The sequence below is a fragment of the Tessaracoccus caeni genome (genome assembly GCF_029211185.1).
GTDB lineage: Bacteria > Actinomycetota > Actinomycetes > Propionibacteriales > Propionibacteriaceae > Arachnia > Arachnia caeni.
On the sequence record NZ_JARGDO010000001.1, the window covers coordinates 222,215 to 239,411 of the forward strand.

The window sequence follows — 17,197 nt, forward strand, 5'->3', positions numbered from 1 at the left end:
GGCTATCCAGAAACGCAGAACACCCGCCCCGCGGGTGCGGGACGGGTGTGCTTGAGGCAAAAATCAGCGCTTGCTGTACTGAGGAGCCTTACGCGCCTTCTTGAGACCGGCCTTCTTGCGTTCCTTGATGCGAGCATCGCGGGTCAGCAGTCCGGCCTTCTTCAGCGCGGGGCGGCTGGCCTCGGTGTCGATGGCGTTCAGCGCACGGGCGATGCCGAGACGCAGGGCGCCGGCCTGGCCGGTGATGCCACCGCCATGGATGCGGCAGATCACGTCATAGGAGCCCTCGAGGCCGGCAACGACGAACGGGTCGTTGATCAGCTGCTGGTGCACCTTGTTCGGGAAGTAGGAATCGAGCGAGCGGCCGTTGACCTTCCACTGGCCGGAGCCGGGGATCAGGCGGACGCGGGCCACGGCCTGCTTGCGGCGGCCGGTGGCGCTGCCCGGGGCAACGACGGCGGGACGATCGCCCAGGCCGGCGGCGACAGCCGGGGCCGAATCGGAACGATAGGCGATCTCGCGATCCTGGTCGTCGGTGAACGGCGTGATGTCGTCGGCGACGGTCTCGTCAACAATCTCTGTGGTCATTTGTGTACTCGCGCTCTCGTGGCTCACTGGGCGATCTGGGTGATCTGGTACGACTGCGGCTGCTGCGCGGCGTGCGGGTGCTCCGGGCCGGAGTAGACCTTGAGCTTGCCCATCAGCTGGCGCGACAGCTTGTTCTTAGGCAGCATGCCCCAGACCGCACGCTCGACTGCCTTGCGGGGATCCTTCTCCAGCAGCTCGCCGATGGAGACGGACTTCAGCCCGCCCGGACGGCCGGAGTGGGAGTAGCGCATCGAATCGGCGCGCTTGTTACCGGTCAGGGCGATCTTCGAAGCATTGACGACGATGACGAAGTCTCCGCCGTCGACATGCGGGGCGAAGGTGGCCTTGTGCTTACCGCGAAGCAGGGTCGCGGCAGTCACCGCGAGACGACCGAGCACGACGTCTTCGGCATCGATCACATGCCAGTTCCGGGCGATTTCGCCTGGCTTTGGGGTGTACGTAGACACGGACGCAGACCAACTTCCATTCGTTTACTTCAAACTCGAAAGGTTGAGCACCTGCCTCCGCCGAATAACCCGGGGCACGCGGTGCGCAACGCCTACCAACCTTACTTCGTGGACCACGGATGGTCAAAACGGAGGCTGTGCGGCGCCGGGTAGTCTACCCGATCGGCAGGCGGACATGGCACCGATCCACATTAACTGGGGGGCGCGTTACACCGCTGACTAGGCAAGCGGTAGCGTCTGTGCATGGCCTCAAAGTCGAGTTCGCAGATCACTGTCAGTTCCCCCGACGACATCCGCAATGTCGTCCTCGTGGGCGGAAGCGGTTCCGGCAAGACGACGCTGTTCGAGCACTTATTGCGTGCTCGCGTCGAGGGCTACCGGGGAGAGAAACAGACGGCGGAGCGCGCGGCCTCGCTGACGCTCGCGTCCATCCCAGCTGTCAAGGTGCAGATCAACCTGCTGGACGCCCCGGGCCACCCCGACTATGTGGGCGAGCTTCGAGCCGGCCTGCGCGCCGCCGATGCCGCGGTGTTCGTGGTTCCTGCCGGCGAGGACATCGACCCGGTCACGGTGACGCTGTGGCAGGAATGCGATCAGGTGCATCTGCCGCGCATCGTCGCCATCACCAAGCTGGATCAGGGCAGGGCGTCATTCGAGCAGATGGTCGAGACCTGCCGGGCCACCTTCGGCGAAGAGACCATACCGGCGCTGATCCCGCTCGTGGTGAACGGCGAGAACGTCGGCAACCTGTCGCTGCTGAACAAGCGGGCGCACGACTACTCCTCTGGCGCCCGCGTGTCACGCGATGCCACCGACGAGGAGATGGAGCTCATCGAGGAACGCCGCGCACCACTGCTCGAGGCGATCATCACCGAGATCCAGGACGACGACCTGCTGGAGCGCTATCTGGAGGGCGAGGAGATCGCCGTCGAGGAGACCCACAAGGCCTTGGGCCTCGCGGTGGCGAGCGGCCGCTTCTTCCCTTTGATGCCCACTCACACCACCTCCGATAAGGGCACCGAGGAGCTGCTGCGCTGGATCGAGGGCGGCTTCCCGTCGCCATCCATGCACGGCCTGCCCACCGCCACCACCCCGGTCGGGGCCAGGCTTCCCGACCTCGTCTGCGATCCCGACGCGCAGCTCGTGGCCCAGGTGATCCGCACCACCTCCGATCCGTACTCCGGCCGCACCTCCCTGGTGCGCGTATTCTCCGGCACGCTCCGCGTCGACGAGGTGGTGCACGTCTCCGGGCACCGCGAGCTCTTCGGAGCGGGAGTCGATCCGCTGCATCCCGATCACGACGACGACGAGCGCATCGGCCCCATGACCGCCCCGTCCGGATTGGAGTTCATCCCCAAGACGACGGCGATCGCGGGCGAGATCGTTCAGGTCACCAAGCTGGCGCATGCCGAGACCTCCGACACCCTGTCCGCGGTCGAACGCCCTGCGGTGATCCTGCCCTGGAGCCTTCCCAAGCCGCTGCTGCCCGTCGCCGTCCGAGCCACCAGCCGGGGCGACGAGGACAAGCTCGCGGGAGCGTTGCATCGGATCTCCGTCGAGGATCCGACGGTGCGCCTGGAGCGCAACGCCGAGACCGAGCAGCAGCTGCTCTGGGTGATGGGCCAAGCCCACAAGGATCTCCTGATCGCCCGGCTCACCGAACGTTTCAACGTGCAACTCGCGGAAGAAGAGGTGCGCGTCGCGCTGCGCGAGACCTTCCTCACGCCCGCGAAGGGCCTCGGCCGCAACGTGAAGCAGTCGGGCGGCCATGGTCAGTACGCCGTCTGCAACATCGACGTCGAGCCTCTCCCCCGCGGGTCCGGCTTCGAGTTCGTGGACAAGGTGGTGGGCGGCGCCGTGCCCCGCGCCTACATCGGCTCCGTGCAGTCCGGCCTCGAGCAGCAGCTGAAGCAGGGCACCGTCTTCGGCAAGCCCATGGTCGACGTGCGGGTCACCCTCCATGACGGCAAGGCGCACTCGGTGGACTCCTCCGACATGGCGTTCCAGGTGGCGGGCTCCCTGGCGCTTCGCGACGCGGCCTCCTCGCCAGGCGCCGTCGGCCTGCTCGAACCGATCGATCTGGTGAGGGTCACCGTCAGCAGCGAGTTCCTCGGCCCCGTGCTCACCGATCTCGCCTCGCGCCGCGGCCAGGTGCTCGGCAGCGACATGGACGAGGCCGGCCGCTCGATCATCGAGGCTCTGGTGCCGCAGCTCGGCTTGGTCCGCTACCCGATCGACCTGCGAGGGTTGGCCCAGGGCAGCGGCTCGTTCACCCGCGAGTTCCACGCCTACGAGCTGATGCCGCAGGAGCTGTGGCCGAAGGACTGACACCCGTCCAGGTCAGAGGAAGGCCCCGCCCAACCGGGCGGGGCCTTCCTCTGTGGCGCTTCTTCCGAGGGTCAGCCGGCGCGCGTCGAGTACTTGTCGGTGTTGAAGATGGCGTTCAGCACTCCGGAGACGATGCTGACGATGATCGACCCCCAGACCGCGGGCCAGAACCCATCGACATAGAACCCGATGCCGACCAGACCGCTGACCCAGGCCGCGAACTCCAGCAGCAGGGCGTTGATCACCACGAGGAACAACCCGAAGGTGAGCACCACCAGGCAGAGTCCCAACGCCTGGGCGAAGGGCTTGATCAGCGCATTCACGACGCCGATGACGATGGCCACCACGGCCAACGAGAACACCTTCTCGCCGGTGGTGGCGGCATACAGATGGATACCGGGCACCAGCCAAGTGGCAGCCCAGACGCCGCCGGCCGTCGCGACGGTGCGGAGCACGAATTCCATGATGCGCCTCAGAACGAGTGCAGGGGGCGCTCGGTGGGAATGAGCGACCCACGATCGACGATCCGCTTACCGAACGGGAAGCAGGACACGGGGATCATCTTGAGGCTCACCGCGGCGTTGGCGATGCCGACGATGGTGAGGGTCTGCCCGACCGCGGCGACGATGTGCAGCAGCGCCAGCCACCATCCGGCGATGATGAACCAGATGCCGTTCATCAGAGCCGATCCCGCGCCGGCGCCGGGCTTGCGCACCACCGCCTTGCCGAACGGCCAGATCACGTAGCGAGCCATCCGGAACGACGCCACCCCCACCGGGATGGTGACGATCAGGATGCATGCCAGTACGCCGGCCAAGAAATATCCGAGTCCGAGCCAGAGCCCGCCGAACAGGAACCAGATCAGATTGAGCAGGAAACGCATGTCACACCTTCCATCAGCTTGTTTCCCACGATACTTCCCAGCTCAATCCCGCTAGCCTTGTTCGGTGCAGTCTGTGGAAACCGAGACCCTGAAGCGGCGGGGCAAGCGCGAGGTGGTGAGCTTCGTGCGCCGCAGCGCACGCATGAACGACTCCCAGTCCAAGGCGTGGGAGCGGTACAGCGACGAGTTCGTCATCGACATCCCCCAGGAGGAAAAGTCCACCTCCATCGCCCGTGAGGCCGCCGTCGATTGGGCGACGGAGTTCGGCTGCGAGGCGCCCCTGATCGTCGAGATCGGCTGCGGCAACGGCGAGTCCCTGGTGCCCATGGCAGCAGGCCGCCCGGAGGCGAACGTGATCGCGTTCGAGGTGTTCCAGCCAGCCGTGGCATCCATGCTCGGCAAGATCGGACGTGCCGGCGTCGACAACGTGAGGATCGCCATGGTCGACGGTGCGCAGGCGCTGGACCGGCTCTTCGACGACGGCACGATCGAAGAACTCTGGACCTTCTTCGCCGACCCCTGGCACAAGAAGCGCCACAACAAGCGCCGCTTGGTGTCGTCGTCGTTCGGCGACCTCGTCGCGCGCAAGCTCGCACCCGGAGGGGTCTGGCGGCTGGCCACCGACTGGGAGGACTACGCGCTCTGGATGCGCGAGCAGCTGGACGACCACCCCGCGTTGAGGAACGAACACGACGGCTGGGCGCCACGCCTCGCCGAGCGTCCCGTCACCAAGTACGAGGCCAAGGGACTGGCCGCGGGGCGGACGGTGTACGACCTGAGCTACCGGCGGCCATGATGCGGTGGCGGATCGACCTCGCCTACGACGGCACCGACTTCCATGGCTGGGCGCGCCAACCAGGGCTGCGCACGGTGCAAGGTGTGCTCGAGGAGTGGATTCCCCGGGTACTGCGTCTCGAGGAGGCCCCGGAGCTCACCGTCGCCGGCCGCACGGATGCGGGCGTGCACGCGCGCGGCCAGGTCTGCCACGTCGACCTGCCCGATGATCCCGAACTCGGCCCGACGCTGCTGCGTCGCCTCCAGCGCGTGCTTCCCGCCGATGTCGTGGTGCGCGACGTGACGGCGGCCCCCGAAGGCTTCGACGCGCGGTTCTCCGCGATCTGGCGCCGCTACTGCTACCGGGTGATCGGCTCGGATCTGGCGCTGGACCCGCTGCAGCGCCACCACATCGTCGCGCTGCGCCGTCCACTGGATGTCGAGATCCTGAACGAGGCCGCCCAGACGCTGCTCGGCCTGCGTGACTTCGCACCGTTCTGCAAGGCCCGCGACGGCGCCACCACCATCCGCGAACTCCGCGACTTCCACGCGGAACAGCGCCCGGACGGGGTCGTGGAGATCCATCTGCTCGCCGACGCCTTCTGCCATTCCATGGTGCGCTCGCTGGTGGGCGCCACCACCGCGGTGGCCGAGGGACGCCGCGACCTCACCTGGCTGCGGCGCGTCGCGATCGCACCAAAACGGCATACCGAGGTCGGCGTCATGCCCGCGCATGGCCTCACGCTCGAGCAGGTCGGGTATCCAGCCGACCATCTGCTCGCCGAGCGCGCTCTGGAGTCCAGGGCGCTGCGCACCTTGGAGGAGACCCCATGAGCCACTATTTCGAGAACACCGACGCCCCCCTCGTCACCCGCACGATCACCGCCACCGTGTTCGACAACGAGCTGGACTTCCTCACCGCCGGCGGCGTGTTTTCCGGCTCGCGACTCGACCTCGGCACCTCTGTGCTGCTGCGCGAAGTCGATCCGCCCATGGACGGGCGGGTGCTGGATCTCGGGTGCGGCTTCGGCCCGATCGCCGTGGGACTCGCCGTCGCCGAACCCGGGATCACCGTCGACGCCATCGACGTCAACGAGCGCGCCGTCGAGCTGACCCGCCGCAACGCCGAACGGCACGGCGTCGCCGATCGGGTGCACCCCATGACGCCCGACGAGGTGCCCGACGACCGCCACTACCAGGAGATCTGGTCGAACCCACCCATCCGGATCGGGAAGCAGGCGCTGCACGAGCTGCTGCTCACCTGGTTGCCTCGCTTGGAGGACGACGGAGTGGCCTGGCTGGTCGTCGGAAAGAACCTCGGTGCCGACTCCCTGCAGGGCTGGTTGAGCGATCAAGGTTGGCCCACAGAGAAACTCGCCTCCGCCAAGGGCTTCCGCGTGTTCAAGGTCTCCCGGGGGCTACCTGAGCGTGGCTAGGATGGCTGAGGAAGGCGCGGACACACGCGCCCGGACAGCCAGGAGAAGAGGAAGCACTATGACCTACACCCTGCCCGAACTCGACTACGACTACAGCGCCCTTGCACCGCACATCGCGCCGGAGATCATGGAGCTGCATCACAGCAAGCACCATCAGGCTTACGTGACGGGGGCCAACACCGCTCTGGAGCAGTTGGCCGAGGCTCGCGAGTCCGGCAACTTCGGCGCCATCAACAAGCTGGAGAAGGATCTGGCCTTCCACCTCGGCGGCCACATCAACCACTCCACCTTCTGGAAGAACATGTCGCCAGACGGCGGCGGTCAGCCGGAGGGCGAGGTCAAGGCCGCCATCGAGGAGTTCTTCGGCTCCTTCGACGGCTTCAAGGGCCAGTTCAACGCCGTCGCCAACGGCATCCAGGGCTCCGGCTGGTCGATGCTGGTGTGGGATACCTTGGGCCAGCGTCTGAACATCAACCAGCTGTTCGATCAGCAGGGCAACCTGCCGGCCGGCCAGATCCCCGTCCTGCAGCTCGACATGTGGGAGCACGCCTTCTACCTGCAGTACAAGAACGTGAAGGGCGACTACGTCACCGCGTGGTGGAATGTGGTCAGCTGGAACGACGTCGCGCAGCGACTGGAAAAGGCCAAGGCGGCTTCCGCCGCTCTCGCCTGATCTCAGCGAAGAACCGGCAGGGTGTCTCCCTGCCGGTCTTCCGCCAGAATCGATAAGGATGGCTCACGGTTTCCGTGGGCCATTCTTATCGCTTCTGATCACCTCGGCTCGCCGTGCTCACGACTCGTCGAAGGCCCCCTAGGATCCTGCCTTGCGAACCCGGCGCGACAGTCGCGTCGGGGAGATAGTGCGGGCTCACCTCGGGCGACATGACGTGGAACCCGGCCGCGGCCGCCTCGATCGCCGCCAGATAGTTCGACAGCTTCGCGTCCTTGAAGAGGAACCCGCTGACTCCGGCCTCGGCAAGCTCCTGGGCCGGCACCTCCGCCCCAGAGGTGATCAAGATCACCTTCGGCGCGTTTTCTCTTGACGTCAGCTGCTGCGCCACCTTCACACCGCATTGCCCCGGCATCTTGATATCGACCAGCCAGACGTCGATCTCACCTTCGAAAGCGAGAGCCACGCTCGACTCGGTGGTCGTGATGACCAGATCCATCGACGGCGCGAGTTCGAGCGTGCTCTTCAGCACGCCGAGCGCCAAGGCGTCATCGTCGCAGACGCCGACCTTCAACCGAACTCTCGCCGACTCAAAGGCAGACTGATCTTGCATGTCCATGACCCATTAACCCCCTTCGATTGGATCGACCCTCCTACAGCGCCAGCGCGGGCCTGCATTCCGGTGATCCCCATCCCGAGGCCCTTCCCTGAACCTCGGGTGCCCCCCAATGTATTAACGATAATAATAGCGACATTCGCGGGGGTAACTTCAACCTCCACACGGCAAGGTCCGCGACTATTTCCGTGTTTCACGACGTTATGTAGCGCTTCGGCCACAATACGTCCCGCCGCGAGGTCCACGTCGGGGGGAAGACGCACGATCCCGGGCCGCTCCTCCTCCACGATGAACCCAAGGCGCGTCAGCTCCTCAAGCCCTTTCGCGAGTGCGTCCTCGAAGGTGACGGGACTGGCCATCGCGCCTCGTCCCCCGTTCGCCAGCACCCTGGTGGCCTCTCGAAGCGCCTGATTGGCCGCTCGGGCACGATCAGCCATACGCTCCAGATCCTCCGTCGACGCACCACCCGTCGCCACGGCGAGGTCGGCATACCGGGACAGCAGCATCAGCTCGCGACAGACGGAGTCGTGCAGTTCTGTCGCGAGCGCCGCGTGGTCCGCCATGAACCGGGCAGTGACACGCGCCTCGGCCGCACGATCAGCCGCCCGCACGCCCAATCCGACAGCCCACAGCACCGCTGATAGAACCACCCAGCCGCCCACGATACGCACGCTCTCCGACGCCGTCGGATCACCGCGCACGGCGTTCATCGCGTGCCAACTGCCCAGGATCACCACCGACGTGCTCAGCAACGCCGCCCATGCGAGGTGGTTGTGTCGCACGGCCGTGATCACGATGATCAAACTGAGATACAGCGACACCAGTTGCATGCCGAGGCCGAGAAACGGATTCAGCACCAGGAGAAGGAGCGCAAGGAGAACCCCTGCCCTCGTTCTCCGCTGTGCCAGCATGAGTGGAATCAACAGCAGCAGATCGGTGCTCGTTCCACCCCAAGGGGCACTGCCGGCGCTGACGAGCGACGCCAAGGCGACGAGCACTCCCAACGAGATTTCCAGGCCACCGGCTTTGAACCACGCCCTTGTACTCACAAGGAGCAACTCTACGTCACGCACCGTCCTGGGAGTGGGGCAACCACGCCTCACAGACCCATGACTCCTTCACCGGACGCGAATCCAGACGGCCTCCGACCGCGGCGGCCCTGGCTTTCGCCGCAGAGAGCCCCACTCCGACGCCGGTGTCACCCGACCGCTCGCGCAGTGCATTGATCACCGTCAGCTCCCAGGCCTCTCCGGTCTGCTCGACGACCACGGTGCACGGGGCTTCAGTGCCCCCATGGCTCCGAACGTTGTGTAGTGCCTCGGCGATGATCCTCGCGGCGACCGCCGCGACGTCAGAGCGCAGCTCGCCGTGCCCTTGCTCGATCGCCTCCACAGAGAACCCCGCCCGTTTCAGCTCCCGGACGCCATGCGCAAGCGCCTGACTCGGGTTCATCTCCGACGCCGACGTCGACTTCAAGCCCTCAGCGAGCGCCCAGGTGGCTTGCCGGAGCGCCTGCTCCGCGGATCGAGCCCTGTCGGCGATCTCCTGCAGCGCTTCGGGATCCGCGACCCCTGACTCCCTGACCGCATCGGCCTGACGGGCCAACCGACTCAAGTCTCGGCTCACCGAGCCATGCAGTTCGGCGGCCAGCGCGGTCTGCTGGGCGTGGAAGCGTGACTCCACCCGGTCTGCCGCTGCTCGGGAGGCGTACCGGATGGCCAACCCACCACCCCAGACGATGGCGGCGAGGCCGAGCCAGGAGACCAGCACGATCCCCAGGCCTCCCGTCACCACCTCGGGTTCGAACGGGCGCAGGCTCGCCCACACCCCCACCGCGACGCCCGCGATCGTGATGACGACCGCGAGCGGGAACTCGTCGCGCCGGATGGCCGTGATGCAGGGAATCATGCAGAGATACAGCGAAAGGCCCGAGAACTCGGGGTCGACGAACGGCACCAATACCGCAACGAGGATCGCCATGCCCACGCCGATGCGCAGCCACCGTAGCGAGACGAGGATGGCGGCGACCGCGAGCAGATCCATCGCAGTACTCGGCCACGGGAAGCGGTGAGCGCTCGCAAGCGAAATGATCGCGAGCACCAATCCAACGGTGGCCTCAAGCCAGCCCGCCTGGATCCACTTCAACGATCTCACGCCGCTATCGTAGCGAGCCCCCTCTGGCCCCTCCTTCGCGGTAGGGCTTCTTGACGCTCCTGACCGGCCACATGCCGAGACGGACAGCATCGGCGCCCCTCTTCACGCAGGCTAGGACCATGAAGAACGCAATACTCGCCCTGTTACTGCTAGTCGGCCTCGTGGTCGTGCCCCAGCCGGCTCACGCCGCCGAGGTCGACGTCGCGCCGCAGGCCTGGTGCGATCGCTGGTGGATACTGCCCTGGTGCCGCAACGCCGAGTAGACCGTCAGACTGGCTGCGTGCGAGGGATCTGCTCGGCGCGCGCTCCCAGAAGGATCACGGCGACGAGGCTCCACAACAGCACGGCGTCGCCGGTGAGGTGCTGATACCACGTCCACTCCAACTCGGCCAGCTTCCTCCGCGGCCACCACCAATACGGCGTCGCGAGGAAGATGACGACACCGAGGCCTCCCATCCATATCCAGACCCGCCCCGAGCCATTCAGCGCCCACAGCACCATCAAGGTGATCAGCGGCCATGCCCAGATCCAGTGGTGGCTCCAAGACACCGGCGAGCAGAAAAGGGCAGCGAAGCCCACCACGACGCCGGCGACGACTCGCTGCCCGCTGCGCAGCAACCGCCATGCGCTCCAAGCGACGATCAGGCCCGCGACTAGTGACACGCCGAACCAGAGGAGGGTCGGCGTGGTGCCGTCCGTACCGAAGCGAGCGAGCGCGCCGTTGATCGATTGGTTCGACGCGTAGGCCGCGCCGCCGATCCGACCGGTGTTGAATACCACTTCGGTCCAGTACCGATGAGACTCGGCAGGCATCGCCAGGTGACCGATACCCGTGAAGAGCAGGAACGACGCCACCGTGCGCAGCATCGAACGCCAATCGCCTCGCAGGAAGAAGAACAGCAGGAAGACGGCTGGGGTCAGCTTGATCGCAATGGCCAGGCCCACCAGGGCTCCGCTCCACCACCGACGTCGCTCAGAACTCACGTCGGCCAGCACCAGCGCGGTGAGGATGATGTTGACCTGTCCGAAGAGGAAGGTCTCCCGCACGGGACCGAACCAGAGGCCCACGGTGAAGGCGATCATCATCACCAGCGTGATATCGCGCTGCGTCACGCCCTTGGGCAGCAGCGCAGCGAGGGGAGTACGTCGCTCGATCAGACGAGCGATCCACCAGAGGCAGGCCATCGAGCCCAGCGTCAACAACAGGGATCCCACCCAGAGCGGGATCATCGCGAAGGCGCTGAACAGCACGGCGGCGATCGGCGGGTAGGTGAAGGGAAGCAGCGCGCCCTGGCTCAGCGGTGGCATCGCGCCGTAGAGCGGGCCCCCTTCCAGGAAAACCTGGCCGCCCGTGCGATAGACGTCGAAGTCGATCCGGTAGGGCATGAAAACCCGTCCCGGCGGATAGACCGCCCACGAGACCACGCTGAGGATGAGCAGGACAATGGTCGTCACCCGGGTCACGGGGGATCGAAGCACGCGAAGCACGGTGGAAGGCGACCAATCTCTAGATGTCAATAGTGACGTGCCGGGATATCGGCGCAAACGACGTTAGCACCGCCCGCGAGTCGAGACCTATCCGACGGAGGCGTGCAGCGTGAGCATCCGCTCCACGGCGCGTCCCCAGCTGTAACTCTCCGCGCGTGCCCGAGCCGCCGCCCGGAAGTCGGAACCGAGGCGCGGCAGCAAGGACTCGACGGCGTCCGCCAGTGACACGGCGTCGGGCGCCCCGTGCGCGCCGCTCGTCGCGTCCACCACCTCATGCGCTCCCCCGCGATTCGACGTCACCACTGGCGTGCCGCAGGCCAGCGCCTCGAGCACCGCGAGCCCGAAGGTCTCCGCGGGGCACACCGACAACGAGAGATCATGGCCGACGAAGGCGCTTGCCACCTCTTCACGTTCGGCGAGAAATCCCATGAAGCGCACCGGGGTATCGCCCGCAAGCTTGGCCAATGCGGCGCGGTCCGGGCCTGTTCCGTACATGTCCAGCCGGAGCCTGTGCCCTCGTCGATGGAGCTCCACGGCCGTTTCGACGGCCAACTGCGGGCTCTTCTCGTGGCTGAGCCGCCCGACGTAGCAGAGCTTGAGCACCCCGTCGTCGATCGGCGCGCCATGGCGAGGGTGGAACGTACAAAGGTCCACCCCCAGCGGCACCAGCTCCACCCGTCCCGGAACGGAGCGGAACTCCTCGGCCGCGAATCGGCTGGTCACCACCACGGCATCGAAACGCGACGCCAGCCGCCTGTTCAGCGCTCCCACGCCTGCCCTGACGCCAGGCCCCCAACGCAGCCACATGGCCAGCATGTCGGTGAGCCGTTCGTGGCTGAACAGCACCGATCCCACTCCATGGCGCCGCGCCCACTCTCCCGCGCCGGTCAGGGTCCACTTGTCGCTCACCTCGATGCTGGTGGGCCTGAACCGGCGCAGCACCTCCGTCGCACGCCAGGGGCGCACGACCATCCGGTACTGCTCGGACACTTTCGGCGACGCGATCGTAGCGATCAGCCCGCGCTCCGTCTCGACGACCTGGTCGCGCTCGCCGGGGATGATCAGCAGCCGCTCGTGCCCCGCCTCCACGTACCCTTTGCCGAGTTCCTCGATCGCAACCCGCATACCTCCCGAGGTCGGCGAGACGAAGTTGGCGAGTTGAGCGATGCGCATCCACCCATTGAAACACGTCTCGCGGCCGCACTCCGCCACGCTCTTTGAGGTGCGACGAGCTCTGCGAGGAGCGTCGAAGAGAGCGTGACTGCTCCTAGTCGAGCAGGGTGCGGTCGGAGAGGGTCGCTCCCTTGATCTTCCCGAACTCCTCGAGCAGCTGTTCAGCCGTGATCGACTTCTTGGCTTCCTCGTCCACCTCGAGAACGACGCGGCCCTCGTGCATCATGATCAGGCGATTGCCCAGCTCGATGGCCTGGTGCATGTTGTGGGTCACCATGAGCGCGGTGAGGTTGTGCTCCCCCACCATCTCGCCGGTGAGCCGAGTGATCAGCTCCGCACGCGACGGATCCAGCGCGGCCGTGTGCTCGTCCAGCAGCAGAATCGACGGACGTGTGTGAGCGGCCATCAACAGGCTCAGCGCCTGGCGCTGCCCACCGGAGAGCATGCCGACGCGCATCTCCAACCTGTTCTCCAGCCCCAGATCGAGCTGCTCCAGCGCATGGCGGTACTCCTCGCGCTTCGCCTTGGTCACGGCGAGGCCGAGGCCACGGCGCTTGCCTCGGGCGAATGCGATCGAGAGGTTCTCCTCGATGGTCAGGTGCGGTGACGTGCCGGCCATCGGATCCTGGAAGACGCGCGCCACCCAGCGAGCACGCTGATGCTCGGGCGTGCGAGTGACGTTCTTACCGTCGATGACGACGGTGCCACCCTCGGGCAGGTAGCGCCCTGAGATCACGTTCAGCATGGTGGACTTGCCCGCGCCGTTGGAGCCGATGACGGTGACGAAGTCGCCCTCGTTCAGCCGCAGCGAGAGCGAGTCGAGCGCGGTGCGCTCGTTGACGGTGCCGGGGAAGAACCGCTTTGTGACGTTGTTGAGCTCGAGCATCAGACCTTCCCTCCCACGGCCTGCGCCTTGGCAGCCCGACGCTTCACCCGCACTTGTTTCAGCGGCCCGAAGTTGGGCAGCACCAGCGCCACGACCACCAGCACCGCCGAGATCAGCTTCATATCGTTCGGGTTGAGGCCGACGCTGAGCGCGGCCTGGATGATGGCCCGGTAGATCACCGAGCCCAGGATGGCGGCCAACACGGCCTGCCACACGTTGGTCATGCCGAAGATGGCCTGGCCGATGATCACCGACGCGAGGCCCGCGACGATCAGGCCGATACCCATCGAGATGTCGGCGTATCCGTTGTACTGGGCCACCCAGGAGCCGCACAGCGCGACCAGACCGTTGGACAAGGCGAGGCCGACGACCTTCGTCTTGCCGGTCGCGATGCCTTGTGAGCGGGCCATCAGCTCATTGTCTCCGGTGGCCCGCAGCGCGACGCCGTAGTTGGTGCCGAGGAAGAAATAGAGCACCAGCCCGATGATCGCCACCCAGACCGCGAAGGAACCGACCGAGACCCACGTGGCGAGCAGTTTCTCCTCCCGCATTCCGGTGAACATGGTGGTTTCGCGCAGCAGCGGCAAGTTCGCCTTGCCCATGATGCGCAGGTTGATCGAGTAGAGGGCGATCTGGGTGAGGATGCCGGCCAGCAGCGGGTTGATGTTGCCCCAGACGTGGAGCAATCCCGTGATCACGCCCGCGAGGAGGCCTGCGATCACCGCGGCCACGATCGCCACCTGGAACGGCACCCCATTGACGATGAGGATGGCGGTGACGGCGGCTCCCGTGGTGAAGGAGCCGTCGACGGTCAGGTCTGGGAAATCGAGCACGCGGTAGGTCAGGTACACGCCCAACGCCATCACGGCGTAGAGCAGGCCTACCTCGAGGGCGATGATCATGGGAGCAGCCTCAGAACTTCTTGGTCGCGCGGGAGAGGATCGACTCCGGCAGAGTGATGCCCTGCTTGGCGGCGCCGGCCTCGTTCACGAACAGGTCGAACTCTTTCTGGGTCTCCACCGGAACCTCGCTGGCCGGCGTGCCGCCGAGCAGCTTGAGCATGATCGTGGCGGCATCGCGCCCCTGCTGGGTGTAGTTCACGGAGAGCCCGGCCGCAGCACCACGCTCCATGGTCGACTCGTCGGACGCGAACACCGCCTTGCCCTTGCCCTCGGCAACCTCGAGGACGGACTCGGCCGCGGACACCACGACGTTGTCGGTGGGGATCAGGTAGACGTCCGCTTCGAGCGACTCGGCAGCCTGCTTCACCTCGGCGCTGTTGGTGACCGTCACGGTCTTGATCTCGAGTCCCAGATCGGCGGCGTGCTTCTCGGCCTCTGCCACCTGAACCTCGGAGTTCACCTCACCCGAGGAGTACACGATGCCGACGGACTTGGTCTCCGGCAGCGCCTCGAGGATCAGCTCCAGCTGCTCCTTCATCGGATTGAGGTCGGAAGCCCCGGTGACGTTGGCGTCCGGCGCGTCCCAGCTCGCGGTGAGGCCGGCAGCAACCGGATCGGTCACGGCGGAGAACACGATGGGACGGTCGTCGATCACGCTGGCCAGGGCCTGAGCCGGAGGGGTCGCGATGCCGTAGAAGCCGTCGTAGTCCGAGGACGCGAAAGTGCCGGCGATGCTGGTAAGGGTGCCCTGGTCCGCCTGCGGGTTCTGCACGTCGATGGTGAGGTTCTTCCCCTCCTCGTACCCGGCCTCCTTCATGCCCTCGACGAAGCCCGCGTAGGCCGCGTCGAGCGCGGGGTGGGTGACGAAAACGATCGCACCGATCTTGATCGACTCCGGCAGCCCGCCTTCGGTCGGGTCTCCGCTCGGCGCACCGGTCGCGGTGCCCGGAGCCCCGGGGGTCTCCGGCGCTTCGGGGGTGGCGTTGCCTCCGCACGCGGTGAGCGCCAGGGCGCCGGCCGCGAGGGTGGCCATGATGGTGGCCTTGATCTTCATAATTCTCCTTGCGTATGTGGCAGGGCTTCGTTGGATGTGTAGCTGCCGCGCGGGCGCGAAGCAGGGACTCTGCGGGAACTCCCCAGAGACTATTCGACGATGCGGTCGGCCTTGGCGAGCGTCTCCGGCGAGATCTCCACGCCCATCCGCTTGGCCGCCTCAGGGTTGACGGTGAACTCGAGCGACTCCTGGATCTCGACCGGCGTCACGGCGATGTCGGAGCCGTCGATGATCTTCAGGAGCAGACGTGCGGTCTGCTTGCCCTGGGCCTTGTAGTCGGTGGCGAGGGTCGCCGCTGCACCGCGGTCGACCGAGTCGGCGTCGGAGGTGAACAGCAGTCGCTGGTTCTTCTCGGCCACCTGCACCATGGACTCGATGCCGCTCACGACGTTGTTGTCGTTACCGACGTAATAGGCGTCTACGTCGAGCGACTCGGCGGCCTGCGCGATCTCGGACGAGTTGATCACCGGGGCGGTCTTCACCTCGATGCCCTTGGCGGCCGCGGCTTCGGTCATCATGTCGGCCTGAATCTCGGCGTTCACCTCGGACGAGGTGTAGACGATGCCGATGGTCTTGATATCCGGCACCAACTCCAGGAGGTATTCGAGCTGACGGTCGGCAGGGATCTGGTCGGAAGTGCCCGTGACGTTGCCGCCTGGCGCCTCCATCGACTCCACCAGACCGGCAGCGACCGGATCCGTCACCGAGGCGAACACGATCGGGCGATCGGCGATGGTCTGCGCGAGCGCCTGCGCAGGGGGCGTGGCGATCGCGACGAAGTATCCGTGATCGCTGGACGCGTACGTGTTCGCGATGTTGGTGAGGGTCTGCTGGTCGCCCTGCGGATTCTGGAACTCGAGCGTCAGATTCTCGCCCTCGACGTAGCCGGCTTCGGCCAGCCCCTCCTTCACGCCCTCGAAGACGGCGTCCAGCGACGGGTGCGAGACGATCGTGACCGCACCGATCGACACCTGCTCCTTCGCCGACTCGCCGGTGGTCGGACTTCCGCCGGCCGTGGGCGTAGCGGACGGGCTCGAACAGCCGGCGGCCAAGACAGTGGCGGCCAGAATCCCGGCCAGCACAGCGCGCTTCATTGACGTCTCCTCATCGCATTGGTGTCGGGAACACCCTACAGAGCACCTCCGACGGCCCCCACCCCGCCACCGCCTTTGATATCAAGTCGATACATTCTCGGGCCCTGAAACACGAAGAAGGGGCCCTTTCGGGCCCCTTCTCCTAACGCATACAGCCTCAGATCACTTGGCTTCTTCCGAGGCCTCGTCGGCGGCGGCGGTCTCCTCCGCGGCCTCCTCGATCTGCGCCTTGACCTCGTCGGCCTTGGCGGTGGCGGCCGGCGCGGTGCGGCCCTTGTTCGAGCGCGACTGCTCCACCGTCTCGGTGATGATCTCGATCACGGCCATGGGGGCGTTGTCGCCCTTGCGGTTGCCGATCTTGGTGATCCGGGTGTAGCCACCCTCGCGATCCTTGAGGGTGGGCGCGATCTCCTCGAACAGCACGGCCACGGTGTCGCGGTCGATGATGTCCTTGAGCACCAGACGACGCGAGTGCAGATCGCCGCGCTTGGCCTTGGTGATCAGCTTCTCGGCCAGCGGCTGCACGCGGCGAGCCTTGGTCTCGGTGGTGGTGACGCGGCCGTGCTCGAAGAGCTGGCTGGCCAGGTTACGCAGGATGATGCGCTCGTGGGTGGGGGTGCCGCCCAGGCGAGGGCCCTTGGTTGGCTTCGGCATTTCTCTATCTCCAGGTGTGAATGATTCAGT

The 17,197-nt window shown here is 66.3% G+C and carries 20 protein-coding genes; 6 read left to right on the forward strand and 14 right to left on the reverse strand.

The annotated features are described in order from the left end of the window. Nucleotides 1-63: 63 nt before the first annotated feature. Together rpsI and rplM are read right to left on the reverse strand one after the other, a co-directional pair. Nucleotides 64-588 (reverse strand): 30S ribosomal protein S9, encoded by a 525-nt coding sequence (gene rpsI / locus P0D62_RS00995; protein WP_275700747.1) that lies wholly within the window; start codon nt 586-588, stop codon nt 64-66. A gap of 23 nt (nt 589-611) precedes the next feature. Continuing rightward, complete coding sequence (rplM, locus tag P0D62_RS01000) at nt 612-1,055, reverse strand: 50S ribosomal protein L13 (RefSeq protein WP_275700748.1); 444 nt, start codon at nt 1,053-1,055, stop codon at nt 612-614. A gap of 243 nt (nt 1,056-1,298) precedes the next feature. Here rplM and P0D62_RS01005 point away from each other — a divergent pair, with 243 nt between their 5' ends. Next, a complete protein-coding gene (locus P0D62_RS01005; RefSeq protein WP_275700749.1) occupies nt 1,299-3,383 on the forward strand; it encodes an elongation factor G-like protein EF-G2 in 2,085 nt (694 codons plus the stop codon). Between the two features lie 71 nt (nt 3,384-3,454). Here the strand turns inward: P0D62_RS01005 and P0D62_RS01010 are convergent, their stop codons facing one another. Together P0D62_RS01010 and P0D62_RS01015 are read right to left on the reverse strand one after the other, a co-directional pair. Beyond that, entirely contained in the window at nt 3,455-3,847 is a 393-nt protein-coding gene (locus P0D62_RS01010) for a phage holin family protein (RefSeq protein WP_275700750.1), read from the reverse strand. 8 nt (nt 3,848-3,855) lie between these two features. After that, nucleotides 3,856-4,266 (reverse strand): YccF domain-containing protein, encoded by a 411-nt coding sequence (locus P0D62_RS01015; RefSeq protein WP_275700751.1) that lies wholly within the window; start codon nt 4,264-4,266, stop codon nt 3,856-3,858. A 64-nt stretch (nt 4,267-4,330) separates the two neighbouring features. Here P0D62_RS01015 and trmB point away from each other — a divergent pair, with 64 nt between their 5' ends. The 4 genes from trmB to P0D62_RS01035 are packed head-to-tail and all read left to right on the forward strand — an operon-like array spanning nt 4,331 to nt 7,149. Continuing rightward, complete coding sequence (gene trmB, locus P0D62_RS01020) at nt 4,331-5,062, forward strand: tRNA (guanosine(46)-N7)-methyltransferase TrmB (protein WP_275700752.1); 732 nt, start codon at nt 4,331-4,333, stop codon at nt 5,060-5,062. Continuing rightward, nucleotides 5,059-5,874, forward strand: a complete 816-nt coding sequence (truA, locus tag P0D62_RS01025) for a tRNA pseudouridine(38-40) synthase TruA (protein ID WP_275700753.1) — start codon at nt 5,059-5,061, stop codon at nt 5,872-5,874. The genes trmB and truA overlap by 4 nt, the downstream gene beginning before the upstream one ends. Continuing rightward, entirely contained in the window at nt 5,871-6,476 is a 606-nt protein-coding gene (locus P0D62_RS01030) for a class I SAM-dependent methyltransferase (protein WP_275700754.1), read from the forward strand. The genes truA and P0D62_RS01030 overlap by 4 nt, the downstream gene beginning before the upstream one ends. 58 nt (nt 6,477-6,534) lie before the next feature. Continuing rightward, complete coding sequence (locus P0D62_RS01035; protein ID WP_275700755.1) at nt 6,535-7,149, forward strand: superoxide dismutase; 615 nt, start codon at nt 6,535-6,537, stop codon at nt 7,147-7,149. 85 nt (nt 7,150-7,234) lie between these two features. On the opposite strand, the gene P0D62_RS01040 is transcribed toward P0D62_RS01035, so the two are convergent. Genes P0D62_RS01040 through P0D62_RS01050 form a run of 3 tightly spaced genes read right to left on the reverse strand, consistent with a single transcriptional unit; the run spans nt 7,235 to nt 9,916 of the window. Next, on the reverse strand, nt 7,235-7,765 hold the full coding sequence (locus P0D62_RS01040) for a response regulator (RefSeq protein WP_275700756.1): 531 nt from the start codon (nt 7,763-7,765) through the stop codon (nt 7,235-7,237). Further along, on the reverse strand, nt 7,717-8,811 hold the full coding sequence (locus tag P0D62_RS01045) for a sensor histidine kinase (RefSeq protein WP_275700757.1): 1,095 nt from the start codon (nt 8,809-8,811) through the stop codon (nt 7,717-7,719). Before P0D62_RS01045 ends, P0D62_RS01040 begins: the two co-directional genes overlap by 49 nt. A 16-nt stretch (nt 8,812-8,827) precedes the next feature. Further along, nucleotides 8,828-9,916, reverse strand: coding sequence for a sensor histidine kinase (locus tag P0D62_RS01050; RefSeq protein ID WP_275700758.1), 1,089 nt, complete (start codon nt 9,914-9,916; stop codon nt 8,828-8,830). 119 nt (nt 9,917-10,035) lie between these two features. Between P0D62_RS01050 and P0D62_RS01055 the strand changes: the two genes are divergently transcribed. Continuing rightward, nucleotides 10,036-10,179 (forward strand): hypothetical protein, encoded by a 144-nt coding sequence (locus tag P0D62_RS01055; RefSeq protein ID WP_275700759.1) that lies wholly within the window; start codon nt 10,036-10,038, stop codon nt 10,177-10,179. Between the two features lie 4 nt (nt 10,180-10,183). On the opposite strand, the gene P0D62_RS01060 is transcribed toward P0D62_RS01055, so the two are convergent. The 7 genes from P0D62_RS01060 to rplQ all read right to left on the reverse strand — a co-directional run bounded on the left by P0D62_RS01060 (nt 10,184) and on the right by rplQ (nt 17,167). Continuing rightward, complete coding sequence (locus tag P0D62_RS01060) at nt 10,184-11,395, reverse strand: glycosyltransferase 87 family protein (protein ID WP_275700760.1); 1,212 nt, start codon at nt 11,393-11,395, stop codon at nt 10,184-10,186. Nucleotides 11,396-11,491: 96 nt separating this feature from the next. Next, nucleotides 11,492-12,577 carry a glycosyltransferase gene (locus tag P0D62_RS01065; RefSeq protein ID WP_319946972.1) on the reverse strand — a complete coding sequence of 362 codons (1,086 nt, stop codon included), beginning with the start codon at nt 12,575-12,577 and terminating at the stop codon, nt 11,492-11,494. A 94-nt stretch (nt 12,578-12,671) separates the two neighbouring features. After that, entirely contained in the window at nt 12,672-13,463 is a 792-nt protein-coding gene (locus P0D62_RS01070; RefSeq protein WP_275700761.1) for an ABC transporter ATP-binding protein, read from the reverse strand. Continuing rightward, a complete protein-coding gene (locus tag P0D62_RS01075; RefSeq protein WP_275700762.1) occupies nt 13,463-14,365 on the reverse strand; it encodes an ABC transporter permease in 903 nt (300 codons plus the stop codon). The genes P0D62_RS01070 and P0D62_RS01075 overlap by 1 nt, the downstream gene beginning before the upstream one ends. A gap of 10 nt (nt 14,366-14,375) precedes the next feature. Beyond that, a complete protein-coding gene (locus P0D62_RS01080) occupies nt 14,376-15,419 on the reverse strand; it encodes an ABC transporter substrate-binding protein (protein ID WP_275700763.1) in 1,044 nt (347 codons plus the stop codon). 89 nt (nt 15,420-15,508) lie between these two features. Beyond that, nucleotides 15,509-16,513, reverse strand: coding sequence for an ABC transporter substrate-binding protein (locus P0D62_RS01085; protein ID WP_275700764.1), 1,005 nt, complete (start codon nt 16,511-16,513; stop codon nt 15,509-15,511). A gap of 162 nt (nt 16,514-16,675) precedes the next feature. Continuing rightward, nucleotides 16,676-17,167, reverse strand: coding sequence for a 50S ribosomal protein L17 (gene rplQ / locus P0D62_RS01090; protein ID WP_275700765.1), 492 nt, complete (start codon nt 17,165-17,167; stop codon nt 16,676-16,678). Between the last annotated feature and the right edge of the window lie 30 nt (nt 17,168-17,197).

Excerpts from the sequence above, each read along its gene's own strand:
- rpsI (WP_275700747.1), bottom strand. The coding sequence starts at position 588 with ATGACCACAGAGATTGTTGACGAGACCGTCGCCGACGACATCACGCCG.
- P0D62_RS01010 (WP_275700750.1), bottom strand. The coding sequence starts at position 3,847 with ATGGAATTCGTGCTCCGCACCGTCGCGACGGCCGGCGGCGTCTGGGCT.
- P0D62_RS01030 (WP_275700754.1), top strand. The coding sequence starts at position 5,871 with ATGAGCCACTATTTCGAGAACACCGACGCCCCCCTCGTCACCCGCACG.
- P0D62_RS01065 (WP_319946972.1), bottom strand. The coding sequence starts at position 12,577 with ATGCGCATCGCTCAACTCGCCAACTTCGTCTCGCCGACCTCGGGAGGT.
- rplQ (WP_275700765.1), bottom strand. The coding sequence starts at position 17,167 with ATGCCGAAGCCAACCAAGGGCCCTCGCCTGGGCGGCACCCCCACCCAC.
- P0D62_RS01080 (WP_275700763.1), bottom strand. The coding sequence starts at position 15,419 with ATGAAGATCAAGGCCACCATCATGGCCACCCTCGCGGCCGGCGCCCTG.
- P0D62_RS01055 (WP_275700759.1), top strand. The coding sequence starts at position 10,036 with ATGAAGAACGCAATACTCGCCCTGTTACTGCTAGTCGGCCTCGTGGTC.
- P0D62_RS01075 (WP_275700762.1), bottom strand. The coding sequence starts at position 14,365 with ATGATCATCGCCCTCGAGGTAGGCCTGCTCTACGCCGTGATGGCGTTG.
- P0D62_RS01070 (WP_275700761.1), bottom strand. The coding sequence starts at position 13,463 with ATGCTCGAGCTCAACAACGTCACAAAGCGGTTCTTCCCCGGCACCGTC.
- P0D62_RS01085 (WP_275700764.1), bottom strand. The coding sequence starts at position 16,513 with ATGAAGCGCGCTGTGCTGGCCGGGATTCTGGCCGCCACTGTCTTGGCC.
- P0D62_RS01040 (WP_275700756.1), bottom strand. The coding sequence starts at position 7,765 with ATGGACATGCAAGATCAGTCTGCCTTTGAGTCGGCGAGAGTTCGGTTG.
- P0D62_RS01005 (WP_275700749.1), top strand. The coding sequence starts at position 1,299 with ATGGCCTCAAAGTCGAGTTCGCAGATCACTGTCAGTTCCCCCGACGAC.
- truA (WP_275700753.1), top strand. The coding sequence starts at position 5,059 with ATGATGCGGTGGCGGATCGACCTCGCCTACGACGGCACCGACTTCCAT.
- P0D62_RS01015 (WP_275700751.1), bottom strand. The coding sequence starts at position 4,266 with ATGCGTTTCCTGCTCAATCTGATCTGGTTCCTGTTCGGCGGGCTCTGG.
- P0D62_RS01035 (WP_275700755.1), top strand. The coding sequence starts at position 6,535 with ATGACCTACACCCTGCCCGAACTCGACTACGACTACAGCGCCCTTGCA.